The 18,722-nt window shown below is 71.1% G+C and carries 19 protein-coding genes; 15 read left to right on the top strand and 4 right to left on the bottom strand.

From position 1 onward, the window contains the following. Positions 1 to 17 precede the first annotated feature (17 nt). Genes FZN60_RS10890 through FZN60_RS10870 form a run of 5 tightly spaced genes read left to right on the top strand, consistent with a single transcriptional unit; the run spans position 18 to position 5,362 of the window. Entirely contained in the window at positions 18 to 713 is a 696-nt protein-coding gene (locus tag FZN60_RS10890; protein WP_158873502.1) for an ABC transporter permease, read from the top strand. Then, positions 710 to 1,435, top strand: coding sequence for an energy-coupling factor ABC transporter ATP-binding protein (locus FZN60_RS10885; protein WP_158873501.1), 726 nt, complete (start codon positions 710 to 712; stop codon positions 1,433 to 1,435). Before FZN60_RS10890 ends, FZN60_RS10885 begins: the two co-directional genes overlap by 4 nt. 26 nt (positions 1,436 to 1,461) lie before the next feature. Continuing rightward, a complete protein-coding gene (locus FZN60_RS28890) occupies positions 1,462 to 2,307 on the top strand; it encodes an ABC transporter substrate-binding protein (protein WP_158873500.1) in 846 nt (281 codons plus the stop codon). Next, positions 2,211 to 3,416 (top strand): molybdopterin-binding protein, encoded by a 1,206-nt coding sequence (locus FZN60_RS10875; protein WP_255475937.1) that lies wholly within the window; start codon positions 2,211 to 2,213, stop codon positions 3,414 to 3,416. Before FZN60_RS28890 ends, FZN60_RS10875 begins: the two co-directional genes overlap by 97 nt. Next, positions 3,413 to 5,362 (top strand): molybdopterin biosynthesis protein, encoded by a 1,950-nt coding sequence (locus FZN60_RS10870; RefSeq protein ID WP_158873498.1) that lies wholly within the window; start codon positions 3,413 to 3,415, stop codon positions 5,360 to 5,362. Before FZN60_RS10875 ends, FZN60_RS10870 begins: the two co-directional genes overlap by 4 nt. A gap of 9 nt (positions 5,363 to 5,371) precedes the next feature. Here the strand turns inward: FZN60_RS10870 and FZN60_RS10865 are convergent, their stop codons facing one another. After that, a complete protein-coding gene (locus FZN60_RS10865) occupies positions 5,372 to 6,229 on the bottom strand; it encodes a formate dehydrogenase accessory sulfurtransferase FdhD (protein ID WP_158873497.1) in 858 nt (285 codons plus the stop codon). Positions 6,230 to 6,350: 121 nt separating this feature from the next. On the opposite strand from FZN60_RS10865, the gene FZN60_RS10860 reads away from it, so the two are divergent. After that, positions 6,351 to 7,607 carry a molybdopterin molybdotransferase MoeA gene (locus tag FZN60_RS10860; protein WP_158873496.1) on the top strand — a complete coding sequence of 419 codons (1,257 nt, stop codon included), beginning with the start codon at positions 6,351 to 6,353 and terminating at the stop codon, positions 7,605 to 7,607. 6 nt (positions 7,608 to 7,613) lie between these two features. Here the strand turns inward: FZN60_RS10860 and FZN60_RS10855 are convergent, their stop codons facing one another. The 3 genes from FZN60_RS10855 to FZN60_RS10845 are packed head-to-tail and all read right to left on the bottom strand — an operon-like array spanning position 7,614 to position 9,617. Further along, positions 7,614 to 8,063: a DUF3305 domain-containing protein gene (locus tag FZN60_RS10855; RefSeq protein WP_158873495.1), complete on the bottom strand. Its 450-nt coding sequence runs from the start codon at positions 8,061 to 8,063 to the stop codon at positions 7,614 to 7,616. Between the two features lie 4 nt (positions 8,064 to 8,067). Then, positions 8,068 to 9,078 carry a DUF6352 family protein gene (locus FZN60_RS10850; protein ID WP_158873537.1) on the bottom strand — a complete coding sequence of 337 codons (1,011 nt, stop codon included), beginning with the start codon at positions 9,076 to 9,078 and terminating at the stop codon, positions 8,068 to 8,070. 2 nt (positions 9,079 to 9,080) lie between these two features. Further along, positions 9,081 to 9,617, bottom strand: a complete 537-nt coding sequence (locus tag FZN60_RS10845) for a DUF6505 family protein (protein ID WP_158873494.1) — start codon at positions 9,615 to 9,617, stop codon at positions 9,081 to 9,083. 164 nt (positions 9,618 to 9,781) lie between these two features. Between FZN60_RS10845 and FZN60_RS10840 the strand changes: the two genes are divergently transcribed. The 9 genes from FZN60_RS10840 (at position 9,782) to FZN60_RS10800 (ending at position 18,676) form a co-directional block, all read left to right on the top strand. After that, a complete protein-coding gene (locus FZN60_RS10840; RefSeq protein WP_158873493.1) occupies positions 9,782 to 11,482 on the top strand; it encodes a 4Fe-4S dicluster domain-containing protein in 1,701 nt (566 codons plus the stop codon). A 3-nt stretch (positions 11,483 to 11,485) separates the two neighbouring features. Then, on the top strand, positions 11,486 to 12,118 hold the full coding sequence (locus tag FZN60_RS10835) for a DUF3306 domain-containing protein (protein WP_158873492.1): 633 nt from the start codon (positions 11,486 to 11,488) through the stop codon (positions 12,116 to 12,118). 135 nt (positions 12,119 to 12,253) lie between these two features. Next, positions 12,254 to 12,880: a TorD/DmsD family molecular chaperone gene (locus FZN60_RS10830; RefSeq protein ID WP_199266539.1), complete on the top strand. Its 627-nt coding sequence runs from the start codon at positions 12,254 to 12,256 to the stop codon at positions 12,878 to 12,880. 35 nt (positions 12,881 to 12,915) lie between these two features. Beyond that, positions 12,916 to 13,143 (top strand): formate dehydrogenase, encoded by a 228-nt coding sequence (locus FZN60_RS10825; protein WP_158873490.1) that lies wholly within the window; start codon positions 12,916 to 12,918, stop codon positions 13,141 to 13,143. Positions 13,144 to 13,150: 7 nt separating this feature from the next. After that, positions 13,151 to 16,084: a formate dehydrogenase subunit alpha gene (locus tag FZN60_RS10820; protein WP_158873489.1), complete on the top strand. Its 2,934-nt coding sequence runs from the start codon at positions 13,151 to 13,153 to the stop codon at positions 16,082 to 16,084. Positions 16,085 to 16,099: 15 nt separating this feature from the next. Next, positions 16,100 to 16,696, top strand: a complete 597-nt coding sequence (gene fdh3B / locus FZN60_RS10815; RefSeq protein WP_158873488.1) for a formate dehydrogenase FDH3 subunit beta — start codon at positions 16,100 to 16,102, stop codon at positions 16,694 to 16,696. A gap of 14 nt (positions 16,697 to 16,710) precedes the next feature. Further along, positions 16,711 to 17,799 carry a formate dehydrogenase subunit gamma gene (locus FZN60_RS10810; RefSeq protein WP_158873487.1) on the top strand — a complete coding sequence of 363 codons (1,089 nt, stop codon included), beginning with the start codon at positions 16,711 to 16,713 and terminating at the stop codon, positions 17,797 to 17,799. A 5-nt stretch (positions 17,800 to 17,804) separates the two neighbouring features. Beyond that, positions 17,805 to 18,482 carry a hypothetical protein gene (locus FZN60_RS10805; protein WP_158873486.1) on the top strand — a complete coding sequence of 226 codons (678 nt, stop codon included), beginning with the start codon at positions 17,805 to 17,807 and terminating at the stop codon, positions 18,480 to 18,482. Continuing rightward, the gene (locus FZN60_RS10800; RefSeq protein WP_158873485.1) at positions 18,479 to 18,676 is read left to right on the top strand and encodes a hypothetical protein; all 198 of its coding nucleotides are present in this window, start codon (positions 18,479 to 18,481) and stop codon (positions 18,674 to 18,676) included. Before FZN60_RS10805 ends, FZN60_RS10800 begins: the two co-directional genes overlap by 4 nt. Positions 18,677 to 18,722: the final 46 nt, after the last annotated feature.

The raw sequence follows: 18,722 nt of genomic DNA, 5'->3' as shown, positions 1-18,722 counted from the left end.
CGACAGGGAGACGTAGGATGGCTGAAACGGCCACGGCTTGGCAGCTCATCATCGGCGGCGATCCGACGCTCTTCGCGATCCTTCGGCTGTCGCTGATCGTCAGCCTGTCGGCGGTCGCCATCGCGGCCCTTGTCGGCATGCCGCTCGGCGCGCTCCTCGCGCTCACCAGCTTCCGCGGCCGCGGTGCCGTCGTGGTGGTTCTGAACGGTCTCATGGGCCTCCCGCCCGTGGTCGTGGGTCTCGGCGTCTACCTCCTTCTGTCGCGCTCCGGCCCCTTGGGCGACCTCGGCCTCCTCTACACGCCCTCCGCCATGATCATCGCGCAGGCGGTCCTCGTCCTGCCGATCATCGCGGCGCTGGCGCGCCAGACCATCGAGGACCTGTGGCGGGACTATCGCGACGAGTTCGTCGCGATGGGCGTCGGCCCGGCCGGGCGCGTCGCGGCGCTGGTCTGGGACGGACGCTACAGCCTTCTGACGGCCCTGCTCGCGGGCTTCGGCCGAGCGGCGGCCGAGGTCGGCACGGTGATGATCGTCGGCGGCAACATCGACGGCTTCACCCGCACCATGACCACGGCCATAGCGCTGGAAACCTCGAAGGGCGACCTGCCGCTGGCGCTCGGCCTCGGCATCCTGCTCGTCGCCGTCATCCTCGTCGTCAACGCCGCGGCCTGGACGCTGCGCAGCGTCGGCGAGACGGGCCGCACCGCATGAGGCACCAGGTCTTCCGCGAACTGCCCCTCGTCCTCGACGCTGTCTCTCTTCGCGCTGGATCGGTCGCGATCCTCGACCACGTCGAACTCGCGATCGAGGCGGGCGCGCCGACCCTGGTGATCGGGCCGAACGGCTCGGGCAAGACCTCGCTCCTCCACGTCGCCATGGGGCTGACGGCGCCGACGGAAGGACGCGTCCTGTGGGGCGGCCGGCTGGCTGCGCCGCCGGTGCGGCGCGCCCTCGTCTTCCAGCGGCCGGTGATGCTGCGCCGCTCGGTGCTCGCCAACGTCACCTTCGCTCTCGCCCGGGCCGGTTGCCCCTGGGGGCAGCGTCGGCCCCGCGCCGAAGCGCTCCTCGAGCGCGTCGGCCTCGCCGACCTTGCCGGGCGCGCGGCGCCCGCCCTCTCCGGCGGCGAGAAGCAGCGGCTGGCGCTGGCGCGGGCACTCGCCCGTGAGCCGGAGCTCCTACTCCTCGACGAGCCGACCGCCAACCTCGATCCCGCTTCGGCCCGCCGCGTCGAGGCGATCGTCGGGGAGGCCGCGGCCGCCGGTGTCAAGATCATCCTCGCCACCCACGACCTCGGGCAGGCGCGGCGCCTCGCCGGCGAAGTCGTGTTCATGACGCGCGGCCGCGTGCGTGAGCGGGCCGCGGCGCCAGCCTTCTTCGCCGCCCCCGCGACGCCGGAAGCCCGAGCCTTCCTCGCCGGCGACATCGTCCTTTAAGACCAGAGACCCAGGAGACCGGACCCATGATCCATCGCAGACGCGTCCTCGCCGCCCTCCTCGCGGCCGTTCTGCCGGCCTTCGCCGGACTGGCCGCTCCCGCCGCGGCGCAGGACAAGTCGATCACCGTCGCATCGACCACCTCGACTGAGGATTCCGGCCTCTTCGGCCACATCCTTCCGATCTTCGAGAAGGAGACCGGCATCGCCGTGAAGGTCGTGGCGCAGGGCACCGGCCAGGCGCTGGAGACCGCCCGCCGGGGCGACGCCGACGTCGTCTTCGTCCATGCCAAAGCCCAGGAGGAGGCCTTCGTCGCGGAAGGCTTCGGCGTCGAGCGCTTCGACGTGATGTACAACGACTTCGTGATCGTCGGCCCGGCGAGTGACCCCGCCGGCATCGCCGGAACTGCGAACGCGACAGCAGCCCTCAAGCGCATCGACGAGGCCAAGGCGCCCTTCGTGTCGCGCGGCGACAAGTCGGGCACCCACACGGCGGAGCTGCGCCTGTGGAAGGAGGCCGGCCTCGACCCGGCGAGCGAGGGCGGCGACTGGTACCGCTCGATCGGCCAGGGCATGGGCGCGGCGCTCAACACCGCCAGCGCGATGAACGCCTACGTCCTCGCCGACCGCGCCACCTGGCTCTCCTTCAAGAACCGCGGCGATCTGAAGGTCCTCGTCGAGGGCGACAAGCGCCTCTTCAACCAGTATGGCGTGATCCTGGTGAACCCGGCGAAGCACCCCCACGTGAAGGCCGATCTCGGCCAGAGCTTCATCGACTGGCTGATCTCGCCCGAGGGGCAGACGACCATTGCGGACTACCGCATCGACGGTCAGCAGCTCTTCTTCCCCAACGCGCCGGAGAAGCGGACCTGACGGCACAGCTCATCGGCGCCGCCTCCCTCGTCTCGGTCGAGGCGGCGCTTGACGTCCTGCTCGGCGGCCTGGAGCCGGTGGCGCCGGTCGAGGTGCCCCTCGCCGCCGCGATGGGCGCCGTCCTGGCCCATGCCCCGATTGCCGTCCTGCCCATTCCGGCGGACGACCGCGCCGCGATCGACGGCTTTGCCCTGCGCTCCGGCGACCTGTCCGGCGCGTCGCCCTACGCCCCCCTCGCGCTCGCCGCACCGCCGCGCTTCGTGTCGGTGGGCGATCCCCTGCCGGAGGGCTGCGACTGCGTCCTCGACGGGGGGCTGGTGGAGCAGGCCGGCCCCCTGGCGCTGGTCATCGGCGAGGCGAGACCCGGCGAGGGCGTCCGGCGGCGCGGCGCGGATATGGGCGCGGGAGATCCCCTGCTCCGGCCCGGCGCGCGCCTCGGACCGCTCGACGCGCTTCTCGCACGCAATGCCGGTCTGGAGCGCATGCTCGTGCGCCGTCCGCGCCTTCGCCTCGTCGAGATGAACGGCGCAGCGGGCGGCCCGACCCTGTCCCTCGTCGCGGCACTCGCCGCGCAGGCCACCGCCATCCTCGATCATCGCCCCGTCGGCGAGCGCCAGGCCTTCGCGCCGGAGGGCTGCGACGCTCTCCTCACGATCGGCGGAACTGGCACGGGATCAGGCGACGCCACGGCCTCGCGCCTTGCGGATGCGGGCTGGACGGTCCACCACGGCATCGCCCTCCAGCCCGGACGCACGAGCGCGGTCGGCCGCCAGGGCGACGCGGCGCTCGTCGCCCTGCCCGGCTCGCCCGATGCCGCGCTCGCGGCTTGGCTCGTGCTCGTCGAGCCGCTCCTCCGGCACCTGTCCTCCGCCCGGCCGTCAGCGCCGCGGCAGGTGCGCCTCTCGCGCAAGATCGCCTCCGATGCCGGCCACGCCGAACTCGCGCTTCTCGCGCAGACGGCCGAGGGCACCTATGAGCCGCTGACCGTCGGCGCCCTGCCTCTTCACGCGCTCCGCGATGCGTCGGCCTGGACCCTGGTGCCGGCCGGCAGCGAAGGCCATCCCGCCGGCGCGACCATCCCCGTTCATCCCCTGCCGGGCAGACCATGACCGACACGCCGCAGCCGCCCGCGTCCCGCCCATCCGGGCAGGAGCAGTTCCTCTCGATTCTGTCGCGCGAGGAGGCTCTCGCGCGCTTCGCGGCGGCGCTCTTCCCCCGGCCGCTCGCAGTCGAGGAGCGCCCGATCCTGCGCGCGCTCGGCCTTCCGCTTGCCGCAGACGTCGTCGCGCCGCTCGACATCCCGCCCTTCGATCGGTCCTCGGTCGACGGTTACGCCGTCCGATCCGCGGACATCGCGGGGGCTGCGGAAGGGAGATCGGTGCCGCTGGTTCTCGCCGGCGCGACGATCCACTGCGGCACCGCGCCCACCCAGGCCCTCGGGCCCGGCGAAGCCGTCGGCATCGCGACGGGCGCGCCGCTGCCGCGCGGCGCCGACGCCGTGGTGATGGTCGAGCACACGGACGAGGCAAACGGGCGGGTGTTCGTGCGTCGCAGCGCCGCGGCGGGACAGTTCGTCGCCTATGCCGGCTCGGACATCGCGAGGGGCGAAACGCTGCTGCGCGCCGGAACGCTCGTCGGCTCGCGCGAGATCGGCATGCTTGCCGCCTGCGGCATCGCACGGGTGCCGGTCGTGCGGCCACCGCGCGTCGCCGTCCTGTCGACGGGCGACGAGCTCGTCGCGCCGGGAGAGGCGCTCGGTCCCGCCGGGATCTACGATTCAAACGGCCCGATCGTCGCCGCGATGATCGAGGAGAACGGCGGCGAGCCGCACCTCCTCGGCATCGTGCGGGACGACGCCGCAGCGCTGGAGACGGTGATGCGGGACGCCCTTGCCACCCACGACATGCTGATCCTGTCCGGCGGCACGTCGAAGGGTGCGGGCGATCTCAGCCACCGCATCGTGTCGCGCTTGGGCGCGCCGGGCATCGTCGCGCACGGCGTCGCCTTGAAGCCCGGCAAGCCGCTCTGCCTCGCGGTCTGCGACAACAAGCCCCTGGTGGTCCTGCCGGGCTTCCCGACCTCGGCGATGTTCACCTTTCACGACATGATCGTGCCGATCCTGCGCCGCATGGCCGGCCTGCCGGCGCGCACCGATACGCGCGTCGAGGCGCGGGTGCCGCTGCGCCTGCCTTCGGAGCTCGGACGCACCGAGTTCGCCATGGTCTCGCTCGTGGAAGGCGACGACGGCCTCGTCGCCTTCCCCGGCACCAAGGGCTCGGGCGCCGTCACCGCCTTCGGACAGGCCGACGGCTTCGTCACGATCGAGGCGCTGGCCGACCACCTGCCCGCCGGCGCCCGCGTGCCCGTGACGCTCCTGACACCGAGCCTCCGCCTGCCGGATCTCGTGATCGTCGGCAGCCATTGCGTCGGGCTCGACCGAGTGACGGCGCCACTGGCGCAGGAAGGATTGAGCGTGCGCACGGTGGCTGTGGGCAGCCTCGGAGGCCTTGCCGCCGCGCGTCGGGGCGAGTGCGACCTCGCGCCCATCCACCTCCTCGACGAAGCGACGGGAACCTACAACGCGCCCTTCCTGGCGGAGGGGCTCGAACTCGTGCCCGGCTGGCGGCGCATGCAGGGCATCGCCTATCGGCCGGGCGATGCACGCTTCGAGGGGCGGAGCGTCGAAGAAGCGGCCGCGGCGGCCCTAGCCGATCCCGCCTGCATTCTCGTCAACCGCAATGCGGGTTCGGGCACCCGCATCCTCGTCGACCGGCTGCTGGGCGGCGCGCGGCCGGACGGCTACGCCAACCAGCCGCGCTCGCACAACGCGGTCGCCGCGAGCATCGCGCAGGGTCGCGCGGACTGGGGCGTGACGATCGAGCCGGCCGCCCGCGCGGCCGGCCTCGGCTTCATCCCGCTCGCCGAAGAACACTACGACTTCGCGCTCGTGACGAGCCGCAGTGGGCGTCCCGCCGTCCAGGCCTTCCTGGCCTCGCTGCGCTCACCGGAGAGCCGGGCGGCGCTGGAGGCGATCGGCTTCCGGCCGGCGGATTGAACGCGGACCTCAAGCCCCTCCGCCGCCCTCCACGGGGACCCGGTCGAAGACCATGCGCTCGGCGCCGGACACGACCACGAAGCGCTTGCCACGGGCCCGCGCCACCATCAGCAGCCCCGCCCGCCGGCCCAGATCGAGGCCGCTCGTCGTGAAGCCCGAGCGCGACACGGCGACCGGCACGCCCATGCGCAGCACTTTCATCACCATCTCGGCCGTCAGCCGACCGGTCGTGTAGAGGATCGCGTCCGCCGCGGGAATGCCGGTCCGGGCCATCCAGCCGGCGACCTTGTCGATGGCGTTGTGCCGGCCGACGTCCTCCATGTAGCAGAGCACCTCCGGCCCCTGCGCCAGGACGCAGCCGTGGATCGAGCCCGCCGCGAGGTAGAGCGAGGGTGCCGTGTTCACCCGGCGCAGGATCTCGTGCAGCCAGGATGTCCGCAGCGGCGCGGCCGGCACCGATCGGACGGCGATCTCGGCGCCGGCCAGCCCGACCGACGTACCCTGCCCGCAGCCGGCGCGCACGAGGCGCCCCGCCAATCGCTCGTCCCGGTCGACCAGATGACCGGTTGTTACGGCGATGCGGCCCGCGGCCCTGTCGACGTCGATCGACAACACCGTTTCGCCGGGGTCGAGCAGGCCCTGGTTCAGGAGATAGCCGAGCGCGAGGTCGCGCGGATGGTCGCCGACCGTCATCAGCGTCACGACTTCCTGCCCGTCGAGGAGGATCGTCGCCGCGCGCTCGGCCGGCACCCGCACCAGCACCTCCGCACCGGTCTGGTCGATGCCGGGAAAGGCCTCCGACAGGTCGGGATCGTCCGGCTGCGGCCACGGCCCGGGCGGGAACTGGGTCGGCGTCGTCTCAGGCATGCGGTCTCGATCAAGCAGGCGGCTACCCGCTGGGGCGGCCGCTTCGTGTTGCGCCGGCGGGTCAGGCTACCTAAACCGGCCGGACGAGACACGACAGCTAGCGGAGCGCACGAGCGAAGCCATGGCGCAACTCTCCGACGACTGCTTCGCCTTCGGCGGTCCCATGCGGACGGTGGAGGAAACGGTGGCGCTGCTGGTGTCCCGCCTTTCGCCGATTGACGGGGTCGAGACGGTGGCACTAGCCGAGGCCGACGGACGCGTCCTCGCCGCCGACCTGTCCGCGCCCCTGCCGCTGCCGCCCTTCACGAATTCGGCCGTGGACGGCTACGCGATCCGCGGCGAGGACCTGCCGGGCGACACGCCGCGAGCCTTCGCCGTCGCGGACCGGGTGCAGGCCGGCGCCAGCGCCGACCATGCCGTCCGCTCTGGTACCTGCGTGCGCATCTTCACCGGCGCGCCGATGCCGGCCGGCACCGACACCGTCTTCATGCAGGAGGACGTGACGCTCGACGATTCCGGCGCGGCGGTGCTGCCGCCGGGCCTTCGCCGCGGCGCCAACGTCCGGCCGGCAGGCGAGGACGTGGCCTCCGGATCGCCCGTGCTCGCCGCGGGACGGCGACTGCGCCCGCAGGACGTCGGGCTCCTGGCCGCGCTCGGCATGCCGGAGGTCGCGGTCCGCCGTCGCCTGCGCGTCGCGGTTCTCTCCACCGGCAACGAGATCGTCGAGCCGGGGCAGGCGCGCGGGCCCGCGCAGCTCAACGACTCCAACCGCTTCATGCTGGCCGCCATGCTCCGCCGGCTCGGCTGCAGCGTGACCGACCTCGGCATCCTCGCCGACGATCTCGACGCGATCGGCCGCGCCCTCATCGAGGCCGCGACGGGGCACGACCTCATCCTGACGTCCGGCGGCGTGTCGACCGGCGAGGCGGACTTCGTGCGCACCGCCATCGAGCGGGCCGGCACGCTGGTCTTCTGGCGCGTCGCGATCAAGCCGGGGCGCCCGGTCGCGATGGGCGTCGTGCGCGGCACACCCTTCATCGGCCTGCCCGGCAATCCGGTGGCAAGCTTCGTCACCTTCGCGACGATCGCGCGGCCGGCTATTCTCGCTCTGTCGGGCGCCGGGCCGGAGGCCGCGTCCGCCATGCCGGTGCGGGCCGCCTTCGCCTATCGGAAGAAGGCCGGGCGCCGCGAGTTCGTCCGCGTCGTGCTGCGCTCGACGCCGGACGGATTGTTCGAGGCCGAGAAGTTTCCGCGCGAGGGCGCCGGCCTCCTGTCCTCGCTGGTCGACACGGACGGGCTCGTGGAGCTTCCGGAGGATTCAGGTGGCGTCTCGCCCGGCGACGTCGTCGCGTTCCGGCCCTTCAACAGCCTGTTCTGAGCCGCCTCACTCGCGCTTGCGCTTGGTGAAGACGCGCTCGACGTGGTGCTCGCGCACGAAGGCCGCGAGCGCCTCGGCCATCTCCGGCGGCATCGGCGCGACCTCCACGAGCAGCTCGCCGGCCTCCGTCATCGACTCGCCTTCGGCCGGATCGGCCGTCACCGCCACGAGGCGGATGCCGGGCTCGCCGTCCACGGGCTCCAGCGTCACCCAGAGCGAAGGCCGGCCGGCGACGAGGTTGTCGCGGTAGTTCGCCGTCTCGACCCGGTGGAACTCCACCTCGCCGGTGCCGGCATAGATCATCGTCTCGGCGCCCTCCTCGCCGAGCACCTGGCCAGCCCCAAGCGAGGGCGCCTCCGGCACGATGGCGGCGACCCGCCAGGAATGCTGCGTCCAGGGGCTCGCGCTGGGACGGCGGGCGACCACGACGCCGACGCGGAAGGTCTGGTGGGTCATCGGTTCAGCTCCGCGCCGTGGGATCGAGGATCGGCAAGGACGCGACCAGGTTCTGCGGCTTCATCCGGATGACCCCGTCCGCGCCGACCGCAAGGAACAGCCACACCGGCCGCGCACCGACCGCGGGAAGCGCTTCGTCCGGCCGGCGGAAGCGCAGGGCGAAGAGCCCGACGATGCGCGAAAGATCGTCCTCCTCGACGCCCCGTCCCTTCCAGAGCGCATTGCCGATGCGCGTCGCCTCGGCGTCCAGCCCGACGAACCAGGCCCAGTCGGCGTCTTCGATGCGCGCCAGAGGCTCCACCGAAACCTCGATCCCGAGGAGGTGGCGCACCCAGAGTTCGATCGCCCGCGCGATCCCGGAGCGCGCGGTCACGCCGCCGGCAAGGCTCAGCACCGTGTCGAAGGCCTCGTTGCGCCCGAAGTAGCTCTCCGCGTTCTCCGGCGTCAGCACGTCGAGCGATCCGACGGCCGGGCCGCCGAACATCGCGAGGAGCGGGGCGCGGCTCTGCGCCGCCTCGGCATGGTCGATCGTCTCGGCATCGGCCAGAAGCAGCGCGCCCTCGTGGAGGCTCGCCCGCTGCGGGCGGAAGAACAGCTCGGCCGCGCGCAGCACCAGTGGGTCGTCGACGGCGTCGAGCGCGTTGCGCAGGATGACTTGCGCCAGCTGGTTCAGGAAGAGCGGCGGCGTGCGCCCCGTACCCCCGCGCACGAGGGACAGGTAGGCCGCCTCGACCGTCGGTGCGGCGACGAGCCGGTCGCGGAAGGTCAGCATCACCGCCCAGTTCTCACGCGCGTCCGCATCGGCCAGCGCCTCGATCTCGCCCGCGGCGACGCGGCGACGGGGATCGGCGAGAAGCGAGGCGTGGAGCGCCCGCTCCGCTGCGCAGGCATCCTCCGGCGGAACCAACTCCGGCCGCGCGAAATAGGCCTTCAGAAAGGCATCGGTCAGCTGGAGATGGCCTTCGGCATTGCGGTCGAGGAGCTGGTGTCCGGACGACACCCAGAAATCGCGCAGGCTCATGAGCCGGTTCGCCCGAGGGTGCGGATGTCGAAATCCTCGACCGGCTCCTCTTCCTCGACGGGCACGAAGGCGAAGGCGCGCGCCGGATCGAGCCGGGCTCCCGCCCGCCGATGGAGCGTGCGGAAGCGCTCGCGGATCTCGCCATCCTCGAGCGTGCGCTCGACGGCGAGGATGGTGCCGACGGGGTGGTCGCAGAGCGAGGCCGCGACGGCGATCTCCCCTTCGGCGGCCGGACGCGCTTCGGCCTCGCTCGGCGCGCCCATGTGCCGCACGAGTTGCTGCGAGAGCAGCGTCACCGCCGCTTCGCGCTCGGCCGATGTTGCCTCGCTCACCGTCGCCAGCGTCGACCAGCCGAAGCTCGACAGGCCGAGAAAGCCGGAGCGGAAGGCCTGGCGCGGCTTGCCCGAAAGGCCGGCCGGGTCCGCGCCCCAAAAGCGGAAGGCGCCGGGCACGACCCACTCGCCCGGCTCGGCGGCGGGGTCGAAGATGAAGGCGTCGGACGGGTCCAGCCGGATGGCGCGCGGAAGCCTCATGCGGGCCTCGCGCGGCGGGAACGAAGGCGGACGGGAAAAATCATCGATCGCGACACCGAACTCTTTGCTTGCGCCAGTTTACAATCGTTCTACCCTTGGCGCCAACCGCGCGAAACCGAGCGCGCACAAGGACTTGTATATCGATCGTGCTTGATGACCGAGACGTGAGCGACCTGTCGGCGCGTGAATTTGCGCTGGCGGCACTGGCGACGAAACCCCTTCCCCGACCCGACTACATCTCCGTCGACAGCGACGGCGTCGTGCTCGTCCTGGGCCGCGACGGCTCGGCGATCGAGGCCGCGCTGCGCCTCACCGCGACGCTCGACGTGACCGTTCTGATCGAGCCGGGCGTGGCCGTCGACGTGCCGGCGGGCCTGCCCTTTCCCGTGGCGCGCGGCCTCGCGGCCTCCGCAAGCGGGCGCTTCGGCGCCTATGTCGTGAGGGTCGACGGCTACGTCGCGCCGGGCGCGACGGCTGTCCGCGACGGCGTCGCGTCGCGCTGCGACCTCGTGCTCGACCTCTCCGGCGCCGCGCCGCTCTTTCCCGCCCACGAGGCACGCGACGGCTATCTCAAGGCCGATCCCGCCGATCCGATCGCCGTGGGCGCGGCGACGGAGATCGCGGCCGAGCTCGTCGGCAGCTTCGACAAGCCGCTCTACGTCGCCTTCCGCGATCATCTCTGCGCCCATTCGCGCTCCAACATCACCGGCTGCACGCGCTGCCTCGACGCCTGCGCGATGGAAGCCATCACGCCGGCGGGCAACCACGTCTCGATCGACCCTTACGTCTGCGCCGGCTGCGGCAACTGCGCGGCCGTCTGCCCGACGGGCGCGGCCTCCTACGCCCTGCCGAGCGTCGACGCGACGCTCGACCGCCTGCGCGACCTCGTGCTCGCCTATCGAGACGCCGGTGGACGGGATGCCGTGGTGCTCTTCCACGACGGCTATGTCGGCGCACCGCTCGTGTCGGCCGCGGGCGCGCGCCTGCCCGACAACGTGCTTCCCTTTTCGGTCAACGAGATCAAGCAGCTCGGCCTCGAAAGCCTCGCCGCGCCGCTCGCCTACGGCGCGGCGGGCGTGCGCGTCCTCGCGCGGCGCGCACCGAAGAACGGCATCGCAACGTTGAAGGGCACGGTGGACCTGGCACAGACGATCGCCGGTGCGCTCGGCTACGGAGACGGCGCCTGCGCGATCCTCCACGCCGACACGGCGGAGGACCTCCTCGCCGGCCTCGACGCCGCGCCGCTCGGCCATCCGAGCGCCAAGCCGTCGCGCTTCGCGCCGATGGGCGCCAAGCGCGGGCTTCTGGAATTCGCACTGACGACGCTCCACGAGGTCGCGCCCGAACCGGTGCCGCGGGTGGAGCTGCCGGCCGGCGCACCCTTCGGCACGCTGGCGGTGAACGTGTCCGGCTGCACGCTTTGCCATTCCTGCGTGACCGCCTGCCCGACCGGCGCGCTCTCGGCGGGCGAGGACCGGCCGCTCCTCGCGTTCTCGGAAAGCGCCTGCGTCCAATGCGGCCTATGCGCCGCGACCTGCCCCGAGGAGGTGATCGCCCTCGAGCCGCGGATCGACTTCGAAGCCTGGCGGAGCCCGCGCCGCGTGATCAAGGAGGAAGAGCCCTTCCCCTGCATCCGCTGCGCCAAGCCCTTCGGCACGCGCTCCACGATCGAGCGCGTCGTCGCCAAGCTGGAAGACAGCCACTGGATGTTCGCCGGCGAGAACCGCCGGCGCCTCGACGCGATCCGCATGTGCGAGACCTGCCGCGTGGAAGCCGCGCTGAACGAGGGGTTCGATCCCTATGCCGGCGCCCCGCGGCCCGAGCCCCGCACCGCCGCGGCCTACCGCGCGCCGGGCGAGAGCTGAGGCATGAGCGAGGACTTCCTGTCCCGCTGGTCGCGGTTGAAGCGCGGCGCGAGCGAGGCACCCGTCGAGGCGCCGGACGAGGCACTTGAACTCCATTCCGAGCCCGGGCTTCTCGCTCCCGAGTCGGACGAGATGATCAAGCCGGACGAGATCGCCGCCCTGCCCGCGCCGGAAGCGTTGCTGCCCGGCGCCGACCTCGCGCCCTTCCTGCGGCGCGGCGTGCCGGCAGCGCTGCGCAACGCTGCCCTGCGGCGGATGTGGGCGGTGGACCCTGAGATCCGCGACTTCGTCGGCGAAGCGCGCGACTACGCGTGGGATTGGAACGTGCCCGGCGGTGTTCCGGTCTCCGGTCCTTTGCCGGAGGGCTTCGACGTGGAGGGCATGGTGCGACGCATCTTCGGCGGTGGTTTGGATGCGGACGGGCCCGACCCTGCCGTCGAGCCCTTGCCTCCCGTCGACCAGCAGGAGCCGGCTCCCGTTGCTGCTCTTCGCGACGATCCGCCGCCGGCTTCCGTCGCGGCCGACGGTCCGGAGTGCAAGCCGGCTTCCGATTCGCCGTCATCGCCCTTCAACGAGCCCGCGGACGCTCCCCTGCAGCCACGTCAGCGGCGGCACGGCAGCGCCTTGCCGTCGTGATCGGCCCTCACGACGGCGTTCGGCTTGGACCGACGATCAAGTGATCGCGCATTTCGCGGATTGGCCGTTGCACATTACAACGGCCGCCTTAGGATCATTCCAAAAAGGATGGTCGCTTCCGGCCGAGCATTGACTATGATGACTCTCGAGACGGATCTCCCAGACACAGCCGCGGCGCCGCCTCCGCCCGCGGATGAGCTCGACCTGTTTCGCGCCCAGCATTACGGACTGCTCGCCGTTCTCCTTCGAGCGGCGCCGACGCGCGAAACGCTCGATCTCGCAAGCCGGCTTACCGGGAGTGGCTCGGCGCTCGGCCGCGCCCATGCGGCGCTCGCCGAAGCCGCCGTCCGAGCGGATCCGAAAACCGTCGAGCGGGAATATTTCCGCCTCTTCATCGGCGTCGGGCGCGGCGAGATCGTGCCCTACGGCTCGTTCTACCAGACGGGCCTCCTGCAGGAGAAACCGCTGGCGCGGCTGCGCGGCGACCTCGCGGCGCTCGGCATCGAGCGCGCGCCGGACACCGTCGACCTCGAGGATCACGTCGGCATTCTCTGCGAGACCATGGCCGGCCTGATCGACGGGCGCTTCGACGCGCCTCCCGGTTCGGACCGCGCCTTCTTCGACGCCCACCTCGCCCCCTTCGTCGTGCGCTTCTTCGCCGACGTCGAGCAGGCGGAAGCCGCGAACTTCTACCGCCATGTCGGCGCTCTTGGACGAGCCTTCGTCGAGATCGAGGCCGACCTGATGGCGCTCGCCGCATGAGCGGCGGGGCGCGAACCCAACAAGGAGACGAGGCGATGACCTCCGACAAGCGACAAGGCCTCGATCGCCGCAGCTTCCTGCGCTCAGCCGGCGGTGTCGCGGGCGTCGCCGCGGCGGCCGTGGCGATCTCGCCGAGCATGACGGTCGAGGCCGAGGCCTACGATCCCGGCGAGGACGAGACGCGCTCGAAGTATCAGCCGGACGCGCCGGACGTGCAGGCCTTCTACCGCACGAACGGCTACGAAGCTTTGTTGAAGGGTTGACGCGGCCATGCTGATCAAGCGGCAAAACGCTCCCGCTTCCCGCGCCGGATCTGCGGCGGCGACCGCCCCGAAGGGCCTCGACCGTCGCGACTTCCTCAAGCGCGCCGGCGTCGGCGCCGCCGGCCTCGCCGCCTTCGGTGCGATGGCGGCCGGCAGCGTGCGCAAGGCCGACGCCATGATCGGCCCCCAGCCGGGCGTGCCGGTGACGATCAAGAAGAACATCTGCACCCACTGCTCGGTCGGCTGCACGGTGACGGCCGAGGTGCAGAACGGCGTCTGGACTGGCCAGGAGCCGAGCTGGAACAGCCCGATCAACCGCGGCACGCACTGCGCCAAGGGCGCGGCGATCCGCGAGCTGGTGCATGGCCCCCGCCGCCTGAAGTATCCGCTCAAGCTGGTCGACGGCGAATGGCAGCGCCTGTCCTGGGAACAGGCGATCGACGAGATCGGCGACAAGATGCTGGAGATCCGCGAAAAGGCGGGCGCCGACTCCATGTACATCCTGGGATCGGCGAAGTTCACCAACGAGGGCGCCTATCTCCTTCGCAAGTTCGGCGCCTTCTGGGGCACCAACTCCGTCGACCACCAGGCCCGCATCTGCCACTCGACCACCGTCGCCGGCGTCGCCAACACCTGGGGCTACGGCGCCCAGACCAACAGCTACAACGACATCCGCAACGCCAAGACCATGATCATCATGGGCGGCAATCCTGCGGAAGCCCATCCGATCTCCATGCAGCACGTCCTGGCGGGAAAGGAGGTCAACCGGGCGAACCTCATCGTCATCGATCCGCGCTTCACGCGCACCGCCGCCCACGCCACGGAATACGTGCGCCTTCGCGCAGGGACCGACATTCCCGTCATCTGGGGCATGCTCTGGCACATCTTCCAGAACGGCTGGGAGGACAAGGAATTCATCCGCACCCGCGTCTACGGCATGGACGAGGTGCGCAAGGAGGTCGAGAAGTGGACGCCCGAGGAGGTCGAGCGCGTCTCGGGCGTTCCGGGCGAGCAGCTGAAGCGCGTCGCCTATCTCTTCTCGCACGAGAAGCCCTCGACCCTGATCTGGTGCATGGGCGCGACCCAGCACACGGTCGGCACGGCGAACGTTCGCGCCTATTGCACGCTGGTGCTCGCCACCGGCAACATCGGCAAGCCCGGCACCGGCGCCAACATCTTCCGCGGCCACACCAACGTGCAGGGCGCGACCGACCTCGGCTTGGACGTGACCTCGCTGCCGCTCTACTACGGCCTGACCGAAGGCGGCTGGAAGCATTGGAGCCGCGTCTGGGAGGTCGAATACGAGTGGCTCCAGAGCCGCTTCGACGAGGTGCCGGCGATCGCCGGCCGCAAGGCTCGAAGCCGCAAGGAGAACATGGAAACGCCGGGGATCACCTCGACGCGCTGGTTCGACGCGGTGAACCTGCCGGCCGACGAGATCGACCAGACCGCCCCCTTGCGCGGCATGCTGGTCATGGGCCACGGCGGCAACACGGTCACGCGCATTCCTGAAATGCTGAAGGCGGTGGAGAAGCTGGAGCTTCTCGTCGTCGCCGACCCGCACGCCACGACCTTCGGCGCGCTGAAGAACCGGCGCAACGGCACCTACCTCCTGCCGATCGCGACCTCACTCGAATGCGACGGCTCGCGCACGGCCTCCAACCGCTCGCTGCAGTGGGGCGAGAAGATCGTCGAGCCGGCCTTCGAGTCGCGCAACGACTACGACGTGATCTACGACTTCGCCGCCAAGCTCGGCTTCGCCGACCAGATGTTCAAGAACATCGGCCGCGAGAACGGCCACGTCCTCGCCGAGGACGTGCTGCGCGAGATCAACCGCGGCGGCTTCTCGACCGGCTATTGCGGTCAGTCGCCGGAGCGGCTGAAGGCGCACATGCGCAACCAGCACAAGTTCGACCTCGTGACGCTGCGCGCCCCGAAGGACGATCCGGAGGTCGGCGGCGACTATTACGGCCTGCCCTGGCCGTGCTGGGGCACACCCGAGATGAAGCATCCGGGCTCCGCCATCCTCTACCGCACCGACATTCCGGTGTGGGAAGGCGGCGGCACCTTCCGGGCGCGCTTCGGCGTCGAGCGCAACGGCGAAACGCTGCTCGCCGAGGACTCCTACAACGTCGATTCGGACCTCACCGACGGCTATCCCGAGATGACCTTCGGCATCCTGAAGAAGCTCGGCTGGGACCGGGACCTTCGGCCGGAAGAGCTGGCGACGATCCTGCGCGTCGGCGGCGACAAGCCGGATTCGGTGAGCTGGGCGACCGACCTGTCGGGCGGCATCCAGCGCGTCTGCATGGACCACGGCGTCATGTTCTACGGCAACGCCAAGGCCCGCGCCGTCGCCTGGAACCTGCCCGACCCCGTGCCCGTCCACCGCGAGCCGATCTACACCTCGCGTCCCGATCTCGTGGCGCAGTACCCGACGCGCCCCGACGAGCGGCAGTTCCGCATGCCCAATGTCGGCTTCTCCGTGCAGAAGGCGGCGGTCGAGAAGGGCGTCGCCAAGACCTTCCCGATCATCCTCACCTCCGGCCGCCTCGTGGAATACGAGGGCGGCGGCGAGGAGACGCGCTCCAACAAGTGGCTCGCCGAGCTGCAGCAGGACATGTTCGTCGAGATCAACCCGGAGGACGCGGGCGCCCGCGGCATCGCCGACGGCCAGTTCGTCTGGGTGAAGGGCGCGGAGAACGAGTCGCGCGCCAAGGTGAAGGCGCTCGTCACCGAGCGCGTCGCGCCCGGCGTCGCCTTCATGCCCTTCCACTTCTCTGGCCACTTCGCGGGTGAGGACTGGCGGGAGTTCTATCCGCCGGGCACCGACCCGGTGGTGCTCGGTGAATCGGTGAACATGGTGACGACCTACGGCTTCGACCCCGTCACGGGCATGCAGGAGACCAAGGTCGTCCTCTGCCAGATCGAAGCGGCCTGAAGGGATGAGCGCGACATGGCGCGAATGAAGTTTCTCTGCGATTCCGATCGCTGCATCGAGTGCAACGCCTGCGTCACGGCCTGCAAGAACGAGCACGACGTGCCCTGGGGCATCAACCGCCGGCGCGTGGTGACGCTGAACGACGGCAAGCCGGGCGAGCGCTCGGTCTCGATGGCCTGCATGCACTGCACCGACGCGCCCTGCGCGGCGGTCTGCCCGGTGGACTGCTTCTTCACCACGGCGGACGGCGTCGTCCTGCACTCCAAGGACCTGTGCATCGGCTGCGGCTACTGCTTCTACGCCTGCCCCTTCGGCGCACCGCAATATCCGCGGGTCGGCAATTTCGGCTCGCGCGGCAAGATGGACAAGTGCACCTACTGCGCCGGCGGCCCGGAGGCCGACAGCTCCGAGGCCGAATACGTCAAGTACGGCCGCAACCGCCTCGCCGAGGGCAAGCTGCCGCTCTGCGCCGAGATGTGCTCGACCAAGGCGCTTCTCGCCGGCGACGGCGATATCATCGCCACCATCTACAAGGAGCGCGTCGCCACGCGCGGCTACGGCACGGGCGCATGGGGCTGGCAGACGGCCTATCGCGAGACGGTGCAGGTGTGAGCGGGGAGATCGGCATGCGGCGGATCAAGGCCATCCTCGCGGCGGGCGCCCTCGCGACGACGCTGGTGCTCCCGGCCCTGCCGGCGCTCGCCCAGCAGGGCGAGGCCAACGTTCCGCCGGGCGTGGAATCGATCGCTCCCCCGAACACCGTCAACGCGCCGGCGGGCGCGAACCCCAGCGGACAGAACCCGACCGCCGCGGCGCCCACCGAAGCCGAGCTCTTCCAGGCGCTGCAGAACGGGCGCATCGACGGGCGCGTCTCGATCCCCGACTCCAAGGCCGCCGTCCTCCAGCAGCCGCAGGGGCGCGAATACCGCGCCTTTCACGAGGGCTGGCTCCCCTGGATCGGCGCGATCGCGATCCTCGGCATGGTGCTCGCGCTCGGTGTCTTCTATTTCTCGCGCGGCCGGATCATGCTCGAGGACAGCCCGATGTCCGGCATCAAGATCCTGCGCTTCACCTTCCTGGAGCGTTTCAACCACTGGATGACCGCGACGGCCTTCATCCTCCTCGCGATCACCGGCCTCAACTACATCTTCGGCAAGCGGCTCCTGTTCCCGATCATCGGGCCGGACGCCTTCGCGGCCTTCAGCCAGTGGGCGAAGTACGTCCACAACTACGTCGCCTGGGCCTTCATGCTCGGCCTCGTCTTCATGATCCTCGTCTGGATCAAGGACAACATCCCCGACAAGACGGACGTCAACTGGATCAGGCAGTTCGGCGGCTTCGTGGGCAAGAAGCACCCGCCGGCCAAGCGCTTCAACGCGGGCCAGAAGATGATCTTCTGGTCGGTGGCCCTCGGCGGCCTCGCCCTCTCCGCGTCGGGGCTGATGATGCTGTTCCCCTTCACGCTCCTCGACATCAACGGGATGCAAGTCGCCTTCGTCGTTCATTCGGTCGTCGGCGTCGGCCTCATCGCGATCATCATCGCCCACATCTATATCGGCACGCTCGGCATGGAGGGCGCCTACGACGCCATGGGAAGCGGCGAGGTGGACCTCGCCTGGGCCAAGGCCCATCACAGCCTGTGGGTCGAGGAGGAGCAGGCCAAGACCGCCAAGGGCGCGCAGCTCCCGCCCGGCAACCCGGCCCCCGCGGAGTGAGCCCCATGTCCATGCTCTCGTCCCGCCGGCCCATCCTCCTCGCTGTCCTCGCCGCCTCCATGTCGACGAGCGCCCTCGCCCAGATTGCGCCAGCCGCCCCGCCGGCTCCGCCCGCAGTGGCCGCGCCGGCTGCGCCCGCGCCCGCGCCCGCTGCGGCGGCACAACAGCCGGCCGGCGGCCCCGCCAACATCTGTGCTGAGCTCGTCGCCTTCCTGACCGACCCGGCCCCGCCGCCGCCGGTCGCCGCGCCCGGCGTGCCTCCGGCTCAAGCCGCGCCCGCGGCGACTGCCGGCGGTCAGCCGCCCACGCAGGCCCAGGCGGAGGGCGGCTCGGCGCAGCAGGTCACGAACCAATCCGCGCCGGCCGTCGAGGCGCCCAAGGAGACCGGCGCGGCGCCCGCGGCCGGCTCCGGCCAGAACGCGCCTCAGTCTTCCGGCATCAGCGCACCGACGCCGACCGCCGGCGACGTGATCAAGAAGCCGCCGACCATGACGCTTGCCGAGGGTCAGGCGCTCGCGAGCGCCAACGACATCCCCGGCTGCCAAGCGGCGACCCGATCCATGCGTCGCGCTGGCGTCGACATGCCGCCCGCCCTGATGACGCTCGCCGCCCTCGACCTGCGCTTCCTCGAACAGTCGCCGGCTCCCCCACCGCCCGCGGCGCCCAGTGGAGCTACACCGTGACCGCGATCCTTTCCGGCATCCTCGTCGCCGTTCTCGTCGCCATCGCGGCGTCCTTCGGGCTCGCCGAGATCCAGGAACCCGCCTACGAGCGCTTCGCGACCTCGGGCACGCGCGTCGGCGACCCCGGCGAGAACCTCGTCGGTCAGCGATGGGACGGGTTGAACGATCCGGCTCAAGCTCAGGCGGAGGAGTGAGAACGGCGAAGGCCCGGGGAAGCGGCGCGCGCTGCTTATCGAGCCC

The sequence above is a fragment of the Antarcticirhabdus aurantiaca genome (assembly GCF_009765365.1).
In the GTDB taxonomy this organism is placed as follows: Bacteria; Pseudomonadota; Alphaproteobacteria; order Rhizobiales; family Rhizobiaceae; genus Antarcticirhabdus; species Antarcticirhabdus aurantiaca.
This window is presented reverse-complemented; position numbering and strand designations above follow the sequence as displayed.

What these genes read in the sequence shown, in the direction of transcription:
- FZN60_RS10885 (WP_158873501.1), top strand. Translation starts at nt 710, where the DNA reads ATGAGGCACCAGGTCTTCCGCGAACTGCCCCTCGTCCTCGACGCTGTC.
- FZN60_RS10865 (WP_158873497.1), bottom strand. Translation starts at nt 6,229, where the DNA reads ATGCCTGAGACGACGCCGACCCAGTTCCCGCCCGGGCCGTGGCCGCAG.
- FZN60_RS10845 (WP_158873494.1), bottom strand. Translation starts at nt 9,617, where the DNA reads ATGAGGCTTCCGCGCGCCATCCGGCTGGACCCGTCCGACGCCTTCATC.
- FZN60_RS10860 (WP_158873496.1), top strand. Translation starts at nt 6,351, where the DNA reads ATGGCGCAACTCTCCGACGACTGCTTCGCCTTCGGCGGTCCCATGCGG.
- FZN60_RS10810 (WP_158873487.1), top strand. Translation starts at nt 16,711, where the DNA reads ATGCGGCGGATCAAGGCCATCCTCGCGGCGGGCGCCCTCGCGACGACG.
- FZN60_RS10855 (WP_158873495.1), bottom strand. Translation starts at nt 8,063, where the DNA reads ATGACCCACCAGACCTTCCGCGTCGGCGTCGTGGTCGCCCGCCGTCCC.
- FZN60_RS10830 (WP_199266539.1), top strand. Translation starts at nt 12,254, where the DNA reads ATGATGACTCTCGAGACGGATCTCCCAGACACAGCCGCGGCGCCGCCT.
- FZN60_RS10820 (WP_158873489.1), top strand. Translation starts at nt 13,151, where the DNA reads ATGCTGATCAAGCGGCAAAACGCTCCCGCTTCCCGCGCCGGATCTGCG.
- FZN60_RS10890 (WP_158873502.1), top strand. Translation starts at nt 18, where the DNA reads ATGGCTGAAACGGCCACGGCTTGGCAGCTCATCATCGGCGGCGATCCG.
- FZN60_RS28890 (WP_158873500.1), top strand. Translation starts at nt 1,462, where the DNA reads ATGATCCATCGCAGACGCGTCCTCGCCGCCCTCCTCGCGGCCGTTCTG.
- FZN60_RS10870 (WP_158873498.1), top strand. Translation starts at nt 3,413, where the DNA reads ATGACCGACACGCCGCAGCCGCCCGCGTCCCGCCCATCCGGGCAGGAG.
- FZN60_RS10805 (WP_158873486.1), top strand. Translation starts at nt 17,805, where the DNA reads ATGTCCATGCTCTCGTCCCGCCGGCCCATCCTCCTCGCTGTCCTCGCC.
- FZN60_RS10835 (WP_158873492.1), top strand. Translation starts at nt 11,486, where the DNA reads ATGAGCGAGGACTTCCTGTCCCGCTGGTCGCGGTTGAAGCGCGGCGCG.
- FZN60_RS10825 (WP_158873490.1), top strand. Translation starts at nt 12,916, where the DNA reads ATGACCTCCGACAAGCGACAAGGCCTCGATCGCCGCAGCTTCCTGCGC.
- fdh3B (WP_158873488.1), top strand. Translation starts at nt 16,100, where the DNA reads ATGGCGCGAATGAAGTTTCTCTGCGATTCCGATCGCTGCATCGAGTGC.